General features: G+C 73.4%; 15 protein-coding genes. 7 read left to right on the plus strand and 8 right to left on the minus strand.

Annotation, left to right across the window (positions count from 1 at the left end):
* Positions 1–60 precede the first annotated feature (60 nt).
* Complete coding sequence (gene clpB, locus ACTSKS_RS06080) at positions 61–2,655, minus strand: ATP-dependent chaperone ClpB (protein WP_442927367.1); 2,595 nt, start codon at positions 2,653–2,655, stop codon at positions 61–63.
* Positions 2,656–2,801: 146 nt separating this feature from the next.
* Between clpB and ACTSKS_RS06085 the strand changes: the two genes are divergently transcribed.
* Complete coding sequence (locus ACTSKS_RS06085) at positions 2,802–3,983, plus strand: YihY/virulence factor BrkB family protein (RefSeq protein WP_442927368.1); 1,182 nt, start codon at positions 2,802–2,804, stop codon at positions 3,981–3,983.
* Positions 3,984–3,987: 4 nt separating this feature from the next.
* Here ACTSKS_RS06085 and ACTSKS_RS06090 read toward each other — a convergent pair whose 3' ends face one another.
* Positions 3,988–4,740, minus strand: coding sequence for a hypothetical protein (locus ACTSKS_RS06090; protein ID WP_228062970.1), 753 nt, complete (start codon positions 4,738–4,740; stop codon positions 3,988–3,990).
* A 260-nt stretch (positions 4,741–5,000) separates the two neighbouring features.
* Here ACTSKS_RS06090 and ACTSKS_RS06095 point away from each other — a divergent pair, with 260 nt between their 5' ends.
* Genes ACTSKS_RS06095 through ACTSKS_RS06105 form a run of 3 tightly spaced genes read left to right on the plus strand, consistent with a single transcriptional unit; the run spans position 5,001 to position 7,454 of the window.
* Positions 5,001–5,822 (plus strand): ABC transporter substrate-binding protein, encoded by an 822-nt coding sequence (locus ACTSKS_RS06095; RefSeq protein ID WP_036382225.1) that lies wholly within the window; start codon positions 5,001–5,003, stop codon positions 5,820–5,822.
* Entirely contained in the window at positions 5,819–6,649 is an 831-nt protein-coding gene (locus ACTSKS_RS06100) for an amino acid ABC transporter permease (RefSeq protein WP_052006995.1), read from the plus strand. Before ACTSKS_RS06095 ends, ACTSKS_RS06100 begins: the two co-directional genes overlap by 4 nt.
* Before the next feature lies 1 nt (position 6,650).
* Positions 6,651–7,454: an amino acid ABC transporter ATP-binding protein gene (locus ACTSKS_RS06105; RefSeq protein ID WP_036339321.1), complete on the plus strand. Its 804-nt coding sequence runs from the start codon at positions 6,651–6,653 to the stop codon at positions 7,452–7,454.
* Positions 7,455–7,543: 89 nt separating this feature from the next.
* On the opposite strand, the gene ACTSKS_RS06110 is transcribed toward ACTSKS_RS06105, so the two are convergent.
* Complete coding sequence (locus tag ACTSKS_RS06110) at positions 7,544–8,137, minus strand: hypothetical protein (RefSeq protein WP_020626481.1); 594 nt, start codon at positions 8,135–8,137, stop codon at positions 7,544–7,546.
* A gap of 200 nt (positions 8,138–8,337) precedes the next feature.
* Between ACTSKS_RS06110 and ACTSKS_RS06115 the strand changes: the two genes are divergently transcribed.
* From ACTSKS_RS06115 to trmB, 3 genes are all read left to right on the plus strand, one after another.
* Complete coding sequence (locus ACTSKS_RS06115; protein WP_036382290.1) at positions 8,338–9,084, plus strand: DedA family protein; 747 nt, start codon at positions 8,338–8,340, stop codon at positions 9,082–9,084.
* Between the two features lie 5 nt (positions 9,085–9,089).
* Positions 9,090–10,433: a hypothetical protein gene (locus tag ACTSKS_RS06120; RefSeq protein WP_043280891.1), complete on the plus strand. Its 1,344-nt coding sequence runs from the start codon at positions 9,090–9,092 to the stop codon at positions 10,431–10,433.
* Between the two features lie 70 nt (positions 10,434–10,503).
* Entirely contained in the window at positions 10,504–11,499 is a 996-nt protein-coding gene (gene trmB / locus ACTSKS_RS06125) for a tRNA (guanosine(46)-N7)-methyltransferase TrmB (RefSeq protein ID WP_134415848.1), read from the plus strand.
* A gap of 22 nt (positions 11,500–11,521) precedes the next feature.
* Here the strand turns inward: trmB and ACTSKS_RS06130 are convergent, their stop codons facing one another.
* The 5 genes from ACTSKS_RS06130 to dnaK all read right to left on the minus strand — a co-directional run bounded on the left by ACTSKS_RS06130 (position 11,522) and on the right by dnaK (position 16,863).
* Complete coding sequence (locus ACTSKS_RS06130) at positions 11,522–12,589, minus strand: alpha/beta hydrolase (RefSeq protein ID WP_235186512.1); 1,068 nt, start codon at positions 12,587–12,589, stop codon at positions 11,522–11,524.
* Positions 12,568–13,119 (minus strand): heat shock protein transcriptional repressor HspR, encoded by a 552-nt coding sequence (locus ACTSKS_RS06135; protein ID WP_095694935.1) that lies wholly within the window; start codon positions 13,117–13,119, stop codon positions 12,568–12,570. The genes ACTSKS_RS06130 and ACTSKS_RS06135 overlap by 22 nt, the downstream gene beginning before the upstream one ends.
* Positions 13,116–14,108 carry a DnaJ C-terminal domain-containing protein gene (locus ACTSKS_RS06140; protein ID WP_078026125.1) on the minus strand — a complete coding sequence of 331 codons (993 nt, stop codon included), beginning with the start codon at positions 14,106–14,108 and terminating at the stop codon, positions 13,116–13,118. Before ACTSKS_RS06140 ends, ACTSKS_RS06135 begins: the two co-directional genes overlap by 4 nt.
* 69 nt (positions 14,109–14,177) lie before the next feature.
* A complete protein-coding gene (locus ACTSKS_RS06145) occupies positions 14,178–14,840 on the minus strand; it encodes a nucleotide exchange factor GrpE (protein WP_010080231.1) in 663 nt (220 codons plus the stop codon).
* A 163-nt stretch (positions 14,841–15,003) separates the two neighbouring features.
* Entirely contained in the window at positions 15,004–16,863 is a 1,860-nt protein-coding gene (dnaK, locus tag ACTSKS_RS06150; protein ID WP_134415850.1) for a molecular chaperone DnaK, read from the minus strand.
* Positions 16,864–17,013 lie beyond the last annotated feature (150 nt).

The raw sequence follows: 17,013 nt of genomic DNA on the forward strand, positions 1-17,013 counted from the left end.
CACCCGAAACCGCCCCCGACGCGCCAGAGGGAGGAGGAACACGGTCCGTCGGTCCCGGCGTCAGCCCTTCCGGGTCACGGTGAGGCCGTTCTCGCCCTCGACACGGTCCACGACCACGGTGTCCCCGTCCGCGATCTCCCCGGCGAGGATGCCGCGGGCCAGCTGGTCGCCGATCTCGCGCTGCACCAGGCGGCGCAGCGGGCGGGCGCCGTAGGCCGGGTCGAACCCGGTCTCGGCGAGCCACGCCTTGGCGGCGTCGGACACCTCGAGGGTGAGGCGGCGGTCCGTCAGGCGCGCCTGCAGGGAGGCGACCTGCAGGTCCACGATCCGCGTCAGCTCGGCCACGGTGAGCGCGTCGAACAGCACGATCTCGTCCAGGCGGTTGAGGAACTCGGGCTTGAACGCCCCGCGCACCACGGACATCACGGACTCGCGCTTGGCGGCCTCATCCAGGGTCGGGTCCACGAGGAACTGCGAGCCCAGGTTCGAGGTGAGGATCAGGATCACGTTGCGGAAGTCCACGGTGCGGCCCTGGCCGTCGGTGAGGCGGCCGTCGTCGAGCACCTGGAGCAGGATGTCGAAGACCTCGGGATGGGCCTTCTCCACCTCGTCCAGCAGCACCACCGAGTACGGCCGGCGCCGCACGGCCTCCGTGAGCTGGCCGCCCTCGTCGTAGCCGACGTAGCCCGGAGGGGCGCCGACCAGGCGGGAGACGGAGTGCTTCTCCGCGTACTCGGACATGTCGATCCGCACCATGGCGCGCTCGTCGTCGAAGAGGAACTCCGCGAGCGCCTTGGCGAGCTCGGTCTTGCCCACGCCCGTGGGGCCCAGGAACAGGAACGAGCCGGTGGGCCGATTCGGGTCCGCGATGCCGGCCCGCGAGCGGCGCACCGCGTCCGCGACGGCGACGACGGCGTCCCGCTGCCCGATCAGCCGCTCGCCGAGGTGCTCCTCCATGGTGAGCAGCTTCTCGGACTCGGCGGTGAGCATGCGACCCGCGGGGATGCCGGTCCACGCGGAGACCACTTCGGCGATGTCGTCCGCCGTGACCTCCTCGGAGACCATCGGCTCGGTGGCCGAGCGGTCGGCCTCGCGGGCGGCGCGGTCCGCCTCCTCGAGCTGCTTCTCCAGCGCGGGGATCTCGCCGTACAGCAGGCGGGAGGCCTCGGCGAGGTCGCCGTCGCGCTGGGCCTTCTCGGCCAGCGAGCGCAGCTCGTCCACCTTGGCGCGCAGGTCACCGGCCTCGTTCAGGGTGGCCTTCTCCGCGTCCCAGCGGGCGGTGAGGGCGGTGAGCTCCTCCTCGCGGTCCGCCTTCTCGGCACGCAGGGCCTCGAGCCGCTCGACGGATGCCGGGTCCGTCTCGCCCTCGAGGGCGAGCTCCTCCATGGTCAGGCGGTCCACCTGGCGGCGCAGGACGTCGATCTCCTCGGGGGCGGAGTCGATCTCCATGCGCAGGCGCGAGGCGGCCTCGTCCACGAGGTCGATGGCCTTGTCGGGCAGCTGGCGGCCGGTGATGTACCGGTCGGACAGCGCGGCCGCGGCCACGAGCGCGGAGTCGGCGATGGCCACCTTGTGGTGGGCCTCGTAGCGCTCCTTGAGCCCGCGCAGGATGGCGATCGTGTCGTCCACGCTGGGCTCGCCCACGAAGACCTGCTGGAAGCGGCGCTCCAGGGCGGGGTCCTTCTCGATGTTCTCGCGGTACTCGTCCAAGGTGGTCGCGCCGATCAGGCGCAGCTCGCCGCGGGCCAGCATGGGCTTGAGCATGTTGCCGGCGTCCATGGCGCCCTCGGACGCGCCCGCGCCCACGACGGTGTGGATCTCGTCGATGAACGTGACGACCTGCCCCTCGGCGGCCTTGATCTCCTCGAGGACGGCCTTCAGGCGCTCCTCGAACTCGCCGCGGTACTTGGCGCCGGCGACCATGGCGCCCAGGTCCAGGCTGATCAGCGTCTTGCCGCGCAGGGACTCGGGGACGTCCCCGGCCACCATCCGCTGGGCCAGGCCCTCGACGACGGCGGTCTTGCCGACGCCGGGCTCGCCGATGAGCACGGGGTTGTTCTTGGTGCGGCGCGAGAGCACCTGCACCACACGGCGGATCTCGGCGTCGCGGCCGATCACCGGGTCGAGCTTGCCGGAGCGGGCGATCTCGGTGAGGTCCGTGCCGTACTTCTCCAGGGACTGGAAGGTGGTCTCCGGGTCCTGGGTGGTGACGCGGGAGTCGCCGCGCACCAGGGTCAGGGCGGCGGCGAGCGCCTCGAGGCTCGCCCCGTTCGAGCGCAGTGCCTCACCGGCCTCGCCGGAGTCCGCTGCCACGCCGAGCAGCAGGTGCTCGGTGGAGACGAACTCGTCCGAGCGCTGCTCGGCCTGGGTGCGCGCGTTCTGCACGACCTGCAGGGCGGCGCGCGAGAACTGGGGCTGGGCCACCGTGCTGCCCTGGGTGGAGGGCAGGCGTCGGATGGCCGAGGAGGCCGCCGTGGAGACGGCGTCGGGGTCGGCCCCGGCGGCCTTCAGGACGGCCACGGCGACGGACTCCCGCTGGTCCATCAGGGCCTTCAGCAGGTGGGCCGGCTCGACCTGGGGGTTGCCGGCGGTGGAGGCGTTCATGGCCGCAGCCGAGAGCGCCTCCTGGCTCTTGGTGGTGAACTTGGCATCCATGGACTATTGGCTCCTTCTCTCCCGTGTCCCGGGGTGTCGGACAACCGTCGACCGCGGGCCGTTCCCGCCGCAGACGAAGTTGAGTCTATATAGCTCAACCCTCCACGCACCAGGGCTATTCCCCCTCGCGCCGGTACGTTGGTGCCATGGCCGGCTCCACAGCGGCGCCCCGGCGCCTCCGCACGTACACCCGACCGCGGGTGTCCCTGCTGTACGTCCTGCGCCGCACCCTGCACCGGCTCTTCGAGCTGCAGGTCTGGGATGTGGCCGCCGCCATGACCTTCTTCGGGGCGCTGTCCCTGCTGCCCACCGTGGTCGCCCTGCTCTCCGTGGTCTCGCTGCTGGGCGTCGAGGAGGAGACCGTGGACGCCGCGGCGCACCTGGCCGCCGAGATCTGGCCGTCGCTGACGCCCGACGTCGTCCGCGAGTGGATCCTGACCCTCGGCTCGGCCGGGCCCGGCACCGGCGCCGTCGTCCTGGGGGCCGTCGGCACCGTGGTGTCCGCCTCGGGCGCCGTCGCCGCGTTCCACCGGGCCATGCACCGCATCCACGACACCCGCGAGGGCCGGCCCTTCCTCCACTTCCGCCTCGTGGTCTTCGTCGAGACCCTCGCCCTCATGCTCGGCGCCGTGCTGATCACGATCCTGGTGGTCGTCGGCGGGGACCTCTCCCAGCGCCTCGGCCAGGCCGTCGGCCTGCCGGAGGAGACGGTCCAGACGTGGAACGTGGTGAAGTGGCCGGTCATCCTCGTGGTGATCGCCCTGATCGTGACCCTCGCCTACCGCCTGGGTCCCAACGTCCGGCAGCCCCGCTACCGCCCGCTCTCGCTCGGCGCCGTGGCCGTGGTGGTCCTGCTCTTCGGCGCCACCGTGGCCCTGGGCTGGATCACGGACCGGTTCGGCCAGTTCGCCGTGGTCGGGCGGATCAACTCCGCGATCGGCGTGCTCGCCCTCGCGTGGGTGGCGTGCATCGTGCTGTTGGCCGGGGCCGCCTTCGACGCGGAGGTGCTGCGTGCCCGCCAGCTGGCCGTCGGCATCGACGCCTCCGTCGAGATCCAGCTGGCGACGCGGCACACCGCGGTGCTCGAGGACTCCGAACGGTACGAGGCCCGCAACCGCCGCCTGGCCCGGCTCGTAGCCGACGCCGTGCGCGCCGGCGAGGACCTCACGATCGAGGCCACACCCCTGCTCTCCGAGGAGGGGCGCCTCCTCGCGGTCGAGTCGGGACGGCGAGGCCCGGAGGACGTCAGCTCGGGCAGCCCGTTCCACGCGGACCCGGTGTCCGACGACGGCGCCCGCCTCGAGCCGACGCCCCGGCCCGACGACTGAGAGGTCAGCGCTCCCGCTTCTCGAACGCCTCGACCTGGGCACGCAGCGTCTCGGCCGCGATCTCCTCGTCGAGGCCCACCATGCCGAGGTACACGAGCTCGTCCCCGTCCGTGACGCCGCCGACGGTCATGGTGAACACGGCCGTGTCCATGCCCGAGTTCCCCAGGGCGATGTGGACCGCGTCCGGCACGCCGGGCACCTTCGTGAAGGCCGCCTCGACGCCGTCCGGGTCGCCGAACGTGCCGCACGTGTCGGCCAGCTCGCCGAAGGGCGCCAGCAGATCGGTGCCGTCGTCGGTGACCGCGACCATGCCGAACGCCCCGGCCTGGGAGCCGGCCAGGCCGGTGACGGCGTCCGGGTCCACCTCGTACTGGGCCAGCGCACCGCCGAGCCCGGGCGCCTGCTGCGTGTTGATCTGCTCGATGAGGTCCGCGCAGGCGCCCGTGGGGGTGACGCCCGTCAGGCTCAGGCTGGTGCTGATCGGCTCCCCGCCGCCGCCGGCCTGGGTCTCCATGTCCGTGAACACGCCGTCGGGCGCGGTCTCGGGGGTGAGCAGGACGTCCTCGAGCGCCTCCACGCGCTCCTCCTGCTCGGCCGTGAGGCCCGAGCCGGCCCCCGTCGGGGCGGACTCGGACGCGTCGGCCGAGGAGGACGAGGCCTCGCCGCCTCCCCCACCGCAGCCGACGAGCGCGAGGGCGCCCACGGCGAGCAGGGACAGGGGGGCAGCGGGGCGAGCGGGGGCGGCGGTGCGGAGCATGAGAGACCTCTCAGACCGGGTGACGACGATGTGACCAGCCTGACAATCTCCACAGCGCAAGGCCAGTCTTCGTCTGCCGAGGCGGGCCGCGGCAGGGCCACCGGTCGATCGGCTCGCTCCGCGGGGACGAGTCGTCTCCCGGCGCCCGCGACGGCCCCCGACGCACTACGATGACCACCAATCACGGCGGAACACGTCACTCTGCCGGCTCCCTCCGACCCGCACGCCCGTCCTCCCGACGGCGGCCCAGAAGGCACTCCATGACCCGCATCCACTCCCGCCTCCTCGGCGCCGTGGGGCTCACCGCGTCGGCGGCGCTGCTCACCGGCTGCGCCGTCCTCGGCGGCGACGCCGGATCCGCCGGCATCGTGTCCGACGACGACCTGAGCACCTCGTACGGCCTCGTCCAGCCCGGCGTCCTGACGGTCTGCTCCGACATCCCCTACCCGCCCTTCGAGTTCGAGGAGAACGGTGAGCTGACCGGCTACGACATCCAGCTGGTCGAGGCGGTGGCGGAGGAGCTGGGTCTCGGGGTGAACGTGATCGACTCCTCCTTCGAGGCCATCGAGTCGGGTGCCTCGCTCACCGGCTGCGACGTGAACGCCTCGTCGATCTCCATCACCGAGGCCCGCCAGCGCGTCATGGCCTTCACCCTCCCCTACCTCGACGACGACCTCGTCCTGGTCGCGAAGAAGGGCTCCGGCATCACCGACGTCGACTCCGCGAAGGGCCGTCGGATCGGCGTGCAGGCCGCGACCACCGGCGACGAGTACGCCCAGCAGAACGGCCTGAGCCCCGTGCAGTTCGAGGACGGCGGCATGCAGATCCAGGCCCTCCAGGCCGGCACCGTGGACGCCGCCCTGGGCAACCAGTCCGTGCTCCTCTACTCCCTCAAGGACGACGATCGCTTCGAGGTGGTCGAGTCGCTGCCCACGGGCGAGCAGCTCGGCATGGCGGTCGGCCCGCAGAAGGCGCAGCTCGGCTCCGCCGTGAACCGCGCGCTGCAGGAGCTGCGCAACGACGGCACCGTGGCCGAGCTCCAGGAGCGCTGGTTCGGTCAGGCACAGGAGGACTACCGATGAGCACGCAGGCCCCCGTCTCGCCGGCACCGGCCCTGAAGCCCGGCCGCGCGCGCCGCCGTCGTCGGCTGTCCCTGATCATCCAGGCGGCCGTCTTCGTCCTCGCCCTCGTCGTCCTGGCCGTCCTCATCGACTGGGGCGCGCTCGCCGAGAACGTCCTGAACTTCCCCGCCGTGGCCCCGATGTTCCCCAACGTGATCCTCGTGGGGCTGGGCAACACGCTGTTCTACACGGTCACCTCGTTCGTCGTCGGCCTGCTGGGCGGCATCGTGCTCGCGCTCATGCGTTTGAGCTCGTTCGGCCCGTACCGGTGGCTGGCCACCGCCTACGTGGAGTTCTTCCGCGGCGTCCCCGCGCTGCTGGTGTTCCTCGCCTTCGGCTACGGGGTGCCCTTCGCGTTCGGGGTGTCCTGGCCGATCCCCGTCGTCGTGATGGCGGCCCTGGGCATGGTCTCGGCCGCCTACATCGCCGAGACCCTGCGTGCCGGCCTGCAGGCCGTGCCCCGCGGCCAGATGGAGGCGGCCCGGTCCCTCGGCATGCCGACGTGGCGGGCCATGGTCACCATCGTGATCCCCCAGGCGTTCCGCATCGTGCTGCCGCCGCTCACCAATGAGGTCATCCTCCTGACCAAGGATTCCTCGCTGGTCTACGTGCTCGGCCTGGCCGCGCACGAGTACGAGCTCACCAAGTTCGGCCGCGACGGCATCTCCGCCCTCGACGCCGGCATGACGCCGATCCTCGTGGCCGGCCTGTTCTACCTCGTGATCACCGTGCCGCTGTCCCTGCTGGCCCGCCGGTTCGAGGCCCGTTCGACCAAGAAGGGGCACTGAGATGGCCCAGCAGAACCCCATCACCGGATCCTTCGGCGCGGTGGCCGCCGCGGACGCCGCCGGCGTGCATGTGGCCGGCCTCAACAAGTCCTTCGGCGCCAACCACGTGCTGCGCGGCATCGACCTCGAGGTCGCCCCTGGCGAGGTCGTGTGCCTGATCGGCCCGTCCGGCTCGGGCAAGTCCACCCTCCTGCGCTGCGTGAACCTGCTGGAGAAGCCCGACTCGGGCGTCGTCACGGTCGGTGAGTTCACGGTCACGGACGAGGACGTGGACCTGGACGTGCTGCGCCGCCACGTGGGCATGGTGTTCCAGCAGTTCAACCTGTTCCCGCACCTGTCCGTGCTGGAGAACTGCACCGTGGCCCAGCTCAAGGTGCTCAAGCGGGGCAAGGCCGAGGCGGCGGACATCGCCCGTCGGCAGCTGGCCCGCGTGGGCCTGGCCGAGCTCGAGGACCGCTACCCGGACCAGCTCTCCGGCGGCCAGCAGCAGCGCGTGGCGATCGCCCGTGCGCTGGCCATGGACCCGCAGCTGATGCTCTTCGACGAGCCCACCTCGGCCCTCGACCCCGAGACCGTCGGCGACGTCCTGGCGATCATGCGTCAGCTGGCCCGCGACGGCATGACCATGCTCGTGGTCACCCACGAGATGGGCTTCGCCCGTGAGGTGGCCGACCGGGTCGTGTTCATGGACGGCGGCGTCGTGGTGGAGGCCGGCCCGGCCGCCGCGGTGATCTCCGACCCCCAGCAGCCGCGCACCCAGGACTTCCTGCGCCGCGTGCTGCACCCCACCGAGATCGACCTCTGAGCCTGCCCGCCCGGTGGGCGGGCGCATGCGTGAGGGGCCCCGCCTGGACCGTGGTCCGGGCGGGGCCCCTCAGGCATGCGGCGGGGGCGTCAGGCCTTCTTGCGCAGCTTCTTCAGCTCGTCACGGGCCTCGCGCAGCGCGGCGACCTGCTCCTCACGGGCGGCGTGGATCGCGGCGACCTTCTCGTCCTGGGCGTCGCGGATGGCCTGCACCTTGGCGTCGCGGGCGCCCTCGATGCGGGCGGCGCGCTTCTTGGCGGCCTTGCGGCGCTTGCCGGGGCGGTTGGCCACGGAGTCGGCGGCGATGGCCAGGCCGGAGCCGACCAGGAAGATGTCCTTGGCGACGGCGGTGCCCTCCTGGGACGGGCGCACGCCGTCCGCCTCGGTCATCTCCGGGGTGTTCAGGTACATGGAGAACAGGCCGCCGGAGAACGCGGTCAGGGCGGAGCCGGCGAGCCAGCCCGGGACGAACGGGGCCAGCAGGGCCGAGCCCACGCCGATCTCGGTGGTCACGAGGAACTTCTTGAACTGCTCCGGTGACAGGTTGGCCAGCGCGGGCAGGCCGCGGGCGCTCATGTCGCGCAGGCCCTGGGCCTGCTCCGCGGAGATGCCGCGCTTGTTCAGGCCGGAGTTCAGGATGAACGCGCCGGAGGCCAGGCGCAGCGGAATCTGGACGATGCTCATGGAGTCTTCCTTCCAGTAGGGCCCGCGGCACGCACGTGGAGTGGGGTGTGGCGCGAACGGTCGGTGAGCGGTCTGCACCTCCGACAGTACCAATGGCAGCCCGCTCCCGCCCGCCCGGAGGCGCGGCTGTGCGCGCAGAGCGGACGACGTCGGCGCCTCCACCACGTCGCGGAGGCGGTCGATGATGGACAATGGGGCGCATGCTCCCCCTCGTCGCACCCCTGACCGTGGCCGCCGCCGCGCCCACCGACTACGGCTGGCTCGGCAACATCGTCGTGGACATCATGGAGGCGGTCGGCCCGATCGGCGTCGGCCTGGCCGTCTTCGCGGAGAACATCTTCCCGCCCATCCCGTCCGAGGTGATCCTGCCCCTGGCAGGCTTCACCGCGGCCGGCGGCGCCTTCAGCCCGCATGCCGCGCTGGTCTGGGCGACGGTCGGCTCGATCGTCGGAGCGCTGGCCCTCTACGGCCTCGGCGCGTGGCTCGGCCGCCACCGCATGTACCGCCTCGCGGACCGCATGCCGCTGGTGGACATGGAGGACGTGGCCAAGACCGAGCGCTGGTTCATCCGATACGGCTACTGGACCGTGTTCCTGGGCCGCATGGTCCCCGTGTTCCGCTCCCTGATCTCCATCCCCGCGGGCATCGAGCGGATGAACCTCGCGAAGTTCACCCTGTTCACGGCGCTGGGCTCCCTGATCTGGAACGCGATCTTCGTCTACGGCGGCTACGCGCTCGGGGAGCGGTTCCACGTCGTCTCCGAGTACGCGGACGTCTTCTCCAACATCGTCCTGGTCCTGATCCTGGCCTTCCTCGCGATCTGGGTGGTCCTGCGCCTGCGCCGTGACGCCCGCCGCCGGAACGACCCGGACTGGCGCCCGCCGACCGCGGATGAGATGGCCGCCCGCGTCGAGGCCATCCTGGAGTCCTCCGACCACCGGAAGTGAATCGCATGCACCCCGTCCTGCCCTCCCCCCGCCGTGGCCGCGCGGCCCTCGGCCTGGCCGCCGTCGCCCTGGTGGCGCTGAGCGCCTGTGCTCGCACCGAGCCGCAGCCCGAGCCTGCGCCCGCCACGACGGCGGCCTCCGCCCTGCCGTCCATGGACATGGCCCCGTTCACGGTCGAGGTCCCCTCACACGACCTCGAGCGGGTGCCGGAGGCGAGCGTCGCCGTGCTCGAGGGCGAGGACCCGGACCACCACGGGGCGTGGCTGCAGGTGTCCGGGGCGCCGGCCTGGACGGACGCCATGGCCGGGGCCGTGCGCGACCAGATCGACCAGTACCGCCGGGACACCGACCCGAGCGCGGACCCGCGCCTGGAGATCCAGCCGCAGCTCGCCGTCGTGGCCGAGGACATCGCCGCGGCCCGCCTGCTCGCCACGGAGCGGCGCGGCACGGACTCCGTGTCCACCTCGCACGTGATCTGGTACTCGGCCCGCGAGGACCGCGTGCTCGAGACCGCCGATCTCTTCACCCCCGACGGCTGGGACGCGTTCCGCGCCGAGGTGCGCCAGCGCATGGCCAACGACCCGGACGTGATCGGCTCGCGCCTGGACTCGGCGGTCGACGCCCCGGAGCAGGTGGAGAACCGTCGCGTCTGGGACGCGGTGGTCTTCCTGCCGGACGGCAGCCTGATGCTCGAGGCGGACCAGGCGTCCATGGCGCCGGCCGCCGCGGGCGTGCTGACGGTGCGGATCCCTCGGGACACGGCGACCGCCTGGCTGTCCGACCTGGGCCACGTCGCCGCGGACGCCGCCTCCGCCCCCGCCGACCTGCGTCTGCCGGACCGCTCCACCCCGACCCCCGAGGAGCAGCAGCCGGAGCCCGCCCCCGAGCCGGAGCCCGAGACGTCCTCGTGGACGGAGGAGGCCACCGGCGCACCCGTGCCGCCCCCGTCCGCGCCCGCCGACACGGCGGCCCCGACGCCCAGCGTGACCACCCCGGTGCCGAGCAGCACGGCCCCGTCCTCCTCGGCCCCCGCGCCCACCCGCTCGGCCACGCCGTCCTCCCCGTCGTCTCCCCCCACCTCGTCCTCGCCGTCGGGCACGGGATCCGGCAGTCCGACGCCGAGCACCCCCGACCCGACGCCGACCTCCGCGACGCCGACCCCGACGTCCCCGACCCCGACGTCCCCGAGCCCGTCCGGTCCGTCCACGAGCGCGTCCGGTCCGTCCACGAGCGCGCCGGCCACGGACCCTGCGCCGGACCCGACCGAGTCCGCACCCGAGCCGACCGCCACCACGGCCTCCGCGTCCGCGTCGCCCACGTCGGGGGACCGCTCCAGCAGCACCCCCTGACCCCGGCGCCGGGCGCCGTCGTCGGCCGCGGTCTGCACCGTCGACGCGCGGCCGTGGCAGGATCGGGGCGATGACTGAGCACCTGCCCCGCCCCTGCCCGGACGCACCCGGCCCCGACGCCGTGCCGCCGCCCGCCGAGCGCGTCCACGCGCACGACCACAATCGGGACAAGGACCCCGCCCTCGTCCGACGGGAGCCGGTCTCCTTCGTCCGACGTGGTGCGCGCCTGAACGCGGGGCGGCAGGCCGTGTGGGACCGCCAGGCGGAGCGGGTCCTCGTGGACGTGCCTCGCGGCCGCGGCGCCACCTCGGTGGACGGCCAGGCCCGACTGGACTGGGCGGGGGTGTTCGGGCGCGAGGCCCCCCTGCTGGTCGACATCGGCTCCGGGCTGGGCGAGTCAACGGCGCAGGCCGCCGCCGACCGGCCGGACTGGAACGTGCTCGCCGTCGAGGTCTACGTGCCCGGCCTGGCCGCGCTCATGACGCGCGTGGAGCAGCAGGGCCTGGAGAACGTCCGCGCCGTGGAGGCCAACGCCCCCGAGCTGCTGGACGCCCTGCTCACGCCCGGCTCCGTCTCCGAGGTGTGGGTGTTCTTCCCGGACCCGTGGCACAAGAAGCGGCACCACAAGCGCCGCCTGGTCTCCCCCGCCTTCGCGGACCGCGTGGCGCGGGTGCTCACCCCCGGCGGGGTGCTGCGGCTGGCGACGGACTGGTCGGGCTACGCCGTGCAGATGCGCGAGGTGCTCGAGGCGCACCCGGAGTTCGAGAACCTCTTCCCCGGGCGCGCCGCGGGCGAGGGCTCCCCGCTCACGCGGGTGCGCCGCGAGGGCAGGGAGACCGAGGTGGGGGCCCAGCCGCTGCCCTCGGGATGGGAGAGCGCGGCCGAGGAGGAGCGCCCGCTGCGGGCCGGCCTGGGTGAGGCGCGGGCCGGCGCGGCGGCCGCGGACCCCGTGGACCACGCGGGCGGCTGGGCGCCCCGGTTCGAGGGCCGACCGATCACGAGCTTCGAGGCGAAGTCCCAGCGGGCCGGACGCCTCGTGTTCGACCTGGCGTACCGCCGCCGCTGAGCACGGGGCCCGACGGGGCCGCTCAGGCCGGGGCGACCGGCCCGGCCGGGTCGGCGCCGTCCGGGACGGGCGGCACCGGCAGGCCGGCGGTCACCCGCGCGGTCGCCGCGAGCGTCACGGACCCGGCGTCCCGGTAGCCCCTCGGGGCGTCCCCGGGGGCCGTCGGCGACCAGCGGGCCGTGCGGTGGCCGCGGACGGCGGCCCCCGCCAGGCCGGGCCGCGGGGCCACCGGCAGCACGGCGGCGTCCGTCCAGTCCCGACGACGGCCGACCGCGCGGCCGACCCGGGCGAGGAGATCGCCCGGGGCCAGGGCGCGGAACGTCCGCCCGGACCGCAGGCCGAGGTGCGCGGCCCGGGCTGCCAGGGCGGCGGGCAGGCCGACCGCGCCCGAGACCACGAGGGCCTCGACGGGACGCTCGGCCGGCCACGGGGCGTCGGCGTCGTCGGGCTGCAGGCCCCGGTCCGCGAGCAGGCGCAGGGCGTGCGCGGCCACGAGCGAGCCGTACGAGTGGGCCTCCACGGCCCCGTGCACGGCGGTCCCGCGGGCGCGCAGGGCCGGGGCGGCGTCGTCGTCCTCCCCCGGCCCGTGGCGCAGGAACTCCCACCAGGCCCGGACATCCGCGGCGAGCATCGCGCCGCCGCGCCGGCCGGGGCCGTCGAGCACCACCCGCCAGGGTGTGGGCGCGGGGTAGCCGAGCCACGCGATGACGACGGGGCGGGGTGCGCCGGCGGCGCGCTGGGCGGCGGCGAGGTGGGCGGCCTCCCGGGCCGTCCCCCACATGGCCGTCTGGGGGCGGATGCCCATGCCGGAGACGAGCCAGGTCAGATGCGTGGCGGTCGCGGGGTCCCCCGCGGCGACCACCGCGCGCGGACCGTCCGGGCCGTCGAGGACGTAGTCCAGCAGATGCCGGGCGGGCAGGTGCGGGTCCATGCCCTCCGGCTTGAGGGCGTGGACGATCCCGTCCAGGGCGCTGCGGGCCTGCCGGCCGAGGCCGTCGCGCCGGGCCATGTCGGCGCGCAGCCGCTCCTGCACGCGGGACCGCGCGGCCGCCCCGAACGACGCCCGGCTCAGTCCTGCTCGGACTGCCACGTGGGCACCCGTCGGAGGCGGGCGCCGCCGGAGGGCAGCCTCCGCAGGCCGCTCGGGCGGGCCTCGCCCGCGGTGTCCGCCCCGGCCCGTGCCGCGGCGTGACGGCGGGCGGCCATCCGGTCGGCGTAGCGGGCCGAGACGTCGCCGCCGGAGCCCACGGTGAAGACGCGGGCCAGGCGGGAGGCGTGGTGGAGGCGGTCCACCTGGGCAGCCAGCTCGACCACGGTGTCCTGCAGCTGCTCGACCTCGCGCTGCAGCGCGATCACGCGGCGGATGCCCTCCAGCGAGATGCCTTCACGGCTCAGGGTCTGCACGGTCTGCAGCCGCTCGACGTCGGCGAGGGAGTAGCGGCGGTGCCGTCCGTCCTGGCGGGCGGGGACCACGAGGCCGAGCCGGTCGTACTGGCGCAGGGTCTGCGGATGCATGTCCGCCATCTCGGCGGCCACGGAGATCACGAAGACCGGGGCGTGCCGGTCGGGACCCCCCTCGCGGCCCCGGTCCGCACGGGCGGCGCCGTCGCGGGCGCTCACCAGGCTGCCTTCCGGGCCAGCTCCCGCCGCGGATCGTCGCCGGCAGTGGCGGACTGCAGGGCCTCGACGGCGGCGCGGGCGTCGTCGTTGAGCGTGGTGGGCACGGTGACGCGCAGCTCCACGAGCAGGTCACCCGTCGTCTTCCCGCGCTCGACACCGCGGCCCTTCAGGCGCAGCACGCGGCCACACTGGGAGCCCGCCGGCACCTTCACCTTCACGGGGCGCTCCAGCGTCGGCACCTCGATCGTGGCGCCGAGGGCGGCCTCGGGGAAGGTGATCGGCACGGTGATCCGCAGGTCGTCCCCGTCCCGGCGGAAGAACTCGTGCTCGCGCACGTGCACGGTGACCAGCAGGTCGCCGCGGCCGGCCGGGCCGGGCGAGCCCTTGCCGCGGGCACGGACCTTCTGGCCGTCGCGGATGCCCTTCGGGATCTTCACCTCGATCGTCTCGCCGTCCGGGCCGCGCAGGGACACCGTGGTGCCCTGAATCGAGCCGCGGAAGGAGATCGTGGTGGTGGCGGTGCGGTCCGCGCCCTTCGTGGGGCGCGGCCGTGCGTAGCCGGCGTCGCCGAAGCCGCCGGGGCCGAAGCCGCCGGGCTGGCCGGCGGCGCCACTGAACATCCCGCTGAACAGGTCGGACAGGTCGGGCTCGGACTGCGTGGCGCGGGGGCCGCCCCCGCCGCCGAACATGCCGCCGAAGACGTCCTCGAAGCCTCCGCCGCCGGCACCGCCCGGGGCGGAGAACCGGGCCCCGCCGCCCATCGCGCGGATCGCGTCGTATTCCTGCCGCTCCTGGGGGTCGCTCAGGACGGCGTACGCCTCCGAGATCTCCTTGAACTTCTTCTCGGCCGCCTCGTCCCCGGGGTTCTGGTCCGGGTGGTACATGCGGGCGAGCTTGCGGTAGGCCTTCTTCACGTCCGCGTCGGAGGCGTCCTTGGACACCCCCAGGGTCGCGTAGAAGTCCTTGTCCATCCAATCCTGCGAGGCCATGGTGCCTCCTCTCGTGTGCATCGGTCAGGGGGGTCGGCCGGCGGCGGGGGGGGCCGCCGGCCGACGGGGTCACTCGTCTCCGGCGGAGACCATCACCTGGGCGGCGCGCAGCACGCGGCCGTCCCGGAGATAGCCGTTGCGGAAGACCTGGACCACGTGGTCCGCGGGCACCTCTGCGTGCGGCTGGCGCATCACGGCCTCGTGCACGGCCGGGTCGAACTCGACGCCGGCCAGCGCCTCCTGGTCGTGGCGCTCGAGGCCGAGGCCGGCCAGGGCGGTGTCGAGCTTGGTCGCGATCGCGGCGAACGGACCGTCCGTCAGGTCGCCGGCGGCGCGGGCGGCGTCGATGTCGTCGAGCACCGGCAGCAGCGCGGTCACGGCCTTGACCACACCGGCGTCCCTGGCCAGGTCGCGGTCGCGGTCCACGCGACGCTTGTAGTTCACGAACTCGGCCTGCAGCCGGCGCAGGTCGGTCTCGAGCTCGGCCTCGCGGTCCGAGGCCGCGGGCTGCGGCGCCTCGGTCCCGGCCTGCGCGCCGGCCTCGTCGAGGATGCGCTCGGCCTGGGCGAGGGCGTCGCCGTCCTCGGCCTGCTCGGCCGCGCTCTCGGCGGAGACCCGGGGCTCACCGGTCTCGGGGTCGATGCGGCGACGGTCGTTGAACACGATGGGCTCCTCCTCGGAGCCGCGCTCGGCATCGGAGGAGCCGTGCGGACGCTGCTGGTCGGCGCTCATGGTGTGTCCTTTCGAAGCGGGTGGGCGCGGCGGGTCCGCCGCGCGGGGGGGTGGTGCGGGAAGGCCGGCGGGCCGGCCCGGCAGGGGCGCTGCCGGGCCGGCCCGCCGGCGTCGTGGGCCTCCGGGCGGGGCGGGCGTGGACGCCCGCCCCGGCACCGGGGTGTCAGGCCTTCTTCTCGTCGTCCTCGTCGACCACCTCGGCGTCGACGATGTCCTCGTCGTCGTCCTGCGGGGCGGCGGACTCGGCGCCGGCGTCGGCCGACTCCGCGCCCTGCTGGGCGTAGAGGGCTTCGCCGATCTTGACCTGGGAGGCCTGGAGCTTCTCGAACGCGGCGGCGACCTCGTCGTCGTTGTCCTGCTTCTCCAGGGCGGCCTTCAGGGCGTCGACGTCGGCCTGCACCTCGGTCTTGACGTCCTCGGGCAGCTTGTCCGCGTTGTCCTGCAGGAGCTTGTCCACGGAGTACGCGGACTGCTCCGCCTGGTTGCGGCGGTCGGCGGCCTCACGGCGCTTCCTGTCCTCGTCCGCGTGGGCCTCGGCGTCCTTGACCATGCGGTCGATGTCCTCCTTGGACAGCGAGGAGCCGCCCGTGATGGTCATCGACTGCTCGGTGCCAGTGCCCTTGTCCTTCGCGGAGACGTGCACGATGCCGTTCGCGTCGATGTCGAAGGTGACCTCGATCTGGGGCATGCCGCGCGGGGCCGGGGCGATGCCGGTCAGCTCGAAGGTGCCCAGCGCCTTGTTGTCCCGGGTGAACTCGCGCTCGCCCTGGAAGACCTGGATGGACACGGAGGGCTGGTTGTCCTCGGCCGTGGTGAACGTCTCGGAGCGCTTGGTCGGGATGGCCGTGTTGCGCTCGATGAGCTTGGCCATCACACCGCCCTTGGTCTCGATGCCCAGCGACAGCGGGGTCACGTCGATCAGGAGCACGTCCTTGCGCTCGCCGGCGAGCACGCCGGCCTGCACCGCGGCGCCGATGGCGACGACCTCGTCCGGGTTCACGCTCTTGTTGGGCTCCTTGCCGCCGGTCAGCTCCTTCACCAGGTCGGAGACGGCGGGCATGCGAGTCGAGCCGCCGACGAGGACCACGTGGTCGATGTCGGAGACCTTGACGCCGGCCTCCTTGATGACGTCCTCGAACGGCTTGCGGGTGCGCTCGAGCAGGTCCTTGGTGAGGTCCTGGAACTTGGCGCGGGAGAGGTGCTCGTCCAGGTGCACCGGGCCCTCGGGGGTCACGGACAGGTACTGCAGCGAGATGTTGGTGGAGGTGGCCGAGGAGAGCTCCTTCTTGGCCTGCTCCGCGGCCTCCTTCAGGCGCTGCAGGGCGATCTTGTCCTTGGACAGGTCCGCGCCCTTGGACTTGGCCTGCTGGAGCAGCCAGTCCACGATCCGCTGGTCCCAGTCGTCGCCGCCGAGGCGGTTGTCGCCTGCGGTGGCGCGCACCTGGATGGTGGCGAAGTCGTCCTCGTCCTTGGCGACCTCGAGCAGGGACACGTCGAAGGTGCCGCCGCCCAGGTCGAAGACCAGGATGAGCTCGTCCTCCTTGCCCTTCTCCAGGCCGTAGGCCAGGGCGGCCGCGGTGGGCTCGTTGATGATGCGCTTGACGTTCAGGCCCGCGATCTCGCCGGCCTCCTTGGTGGCCTGGCGCTCGGCGTCGTTGAAGTAGGCGGGCACGGTGATCACCGCGTCGGTGACCTTCTCGCCCAGGTACTCCTCGGCGTCGTGCTTGAGCTTCATCAGCGTGCGGGCCGAGATCTCCTGCGGGGTGTACTTCTTGCCGTCCACCTCGGTGGTCCAGTCGGTGCCCATGTGGCGCTTGATGGACGCGAAGGTGCGCTCCGGGTTGTTGACGGCCTGGCGCTTAGCGACCTCGCCGACCAGGACGTCCCCGCCCTTGGAGAACGCGACGACGGACGGGGTGGTGCGGGCGCCCTCGGCGTTCGCGATGACGACCGGGTCGCCACCCTCGAGGACGGCAACCACGGAGTTGGTGGTGCCAAGATCGATACCCACTGCTCGCGACATCATGTGTCCTTTCGTCGACTGCTGCTCGAGGTGACCGCGGCCGACCGGTGCCGGCCGCCCTTGAGCGTTCTGGACTCAACCTGCCACCGGGGCGGAAGGTCTGTCAAGAAACCTGAGTCACCTCGACTCATGTTCTGGTGTCGTGCAGTG

Source organism: Micrococcus sp. TCR-5 (assembly GCF_052220525.1).
In the GTDB taxonomy this organism is placed as follows: Bacteria; Actinomycetota; Actinomycetes; order Actinomycetales; family Micrococcaceae; genus Micrococcus; species Micrococcus luteus.

Bases quoted from the DNA above. Each gene is read 5' to 3' on its own strand.
- clpB (WP_442927367.1), bottom strand. From the start codon at position 2,655: ATGGATGCCAAGTTCACCACCAAGAGCCAGGAGGCGCTCTCGGCTGCG.
- ACTSKS_RS06085 (WP_442927368.1), top strand. From the start codon at position 2,802: ATGGCCGGCTCCACAGCGGCGCCCCGGCGCCTCCGCACGTACACCCGA.
- ACTSKS_RS06090 (WP_228062970.1), bottom strand. From the start codon at position 4,740: ATGCTCCGCACCGCCGCCCCCGCTCGCCCCGCTGCCCCCCTGTCCCTG.
- ACTSKS_RS06095 (WP_036382225.1), top strand. From the start codon at position 5,001: ATGACCCGCATCCACTCCCGCCTCCTCGGCGCCGTGGGGCTCACCGCG.
- ACTSKS_RS06100 (WP_052006995.1), top strand. From the start codon at position 5,819: ATGAGCACGCAGGCCCCCGTCTCGCCGGCACCGGCCCTGAAGCCCGGC.
- ACTSKS_RS06105 (WP_036339321.1), top strand. From the start codon at position 6,651: ATGGCCCAGCAGAACCCCATCACCGGATCCTTCGGCGCGGTGGCCGCC.
- ACTSKS_RS06110 (WP_020626481.1), bottom strand. From the start codon at position 8,137: ATGAGCATCGTCCAGATTCCGCTGCGCCTGGCCTCCGGCGCGTTCATC.
- ACTSKS_RS06115 (WP_036382290.1), top strand. From the start codon at position 8,338: ATGCTCCCCCTCGTCGCACCCCTGACCGTGGCCGCCGCCGCGCCCACC.
- ACTSKS_RS06120 (WP_043280891.1), top strand. From the start codon at position 9,090: ATGCACCCCGTCCTGCCCTCCCCCCGCCGTGGCCGCGCGGCCCTCGGC.
- trmB (WP_134415848.1), top strand. From the start codon at position 10,504: ATGACTGAGCACCTGCCCCGCCCCTGCCCGGACGCACCCGGCCCCGAC.
- ACTSKS_RS06140 (WP_078026125.1), bottom strand. From the start codon at position 14,108: ATGGCCTCGCAGGATTGGATGGACAAGGACTTCTACGCGACCCTGGGG.
- ACTSKS_RS06145 (WP_010080231.1), bottom strand. From the start codon at position 14,840: ATGAGCGCCGACCAGCAGCGTCCGCACGGCTCCTCCGATGCCGAGCGC.
- dnaK (WP_134415850.1), bottom strand. From the start codon at position 16,863: ATGTCGCGAGCAGTGGGTATCGATCTTGGCACCACCAACTCCGTGGTT.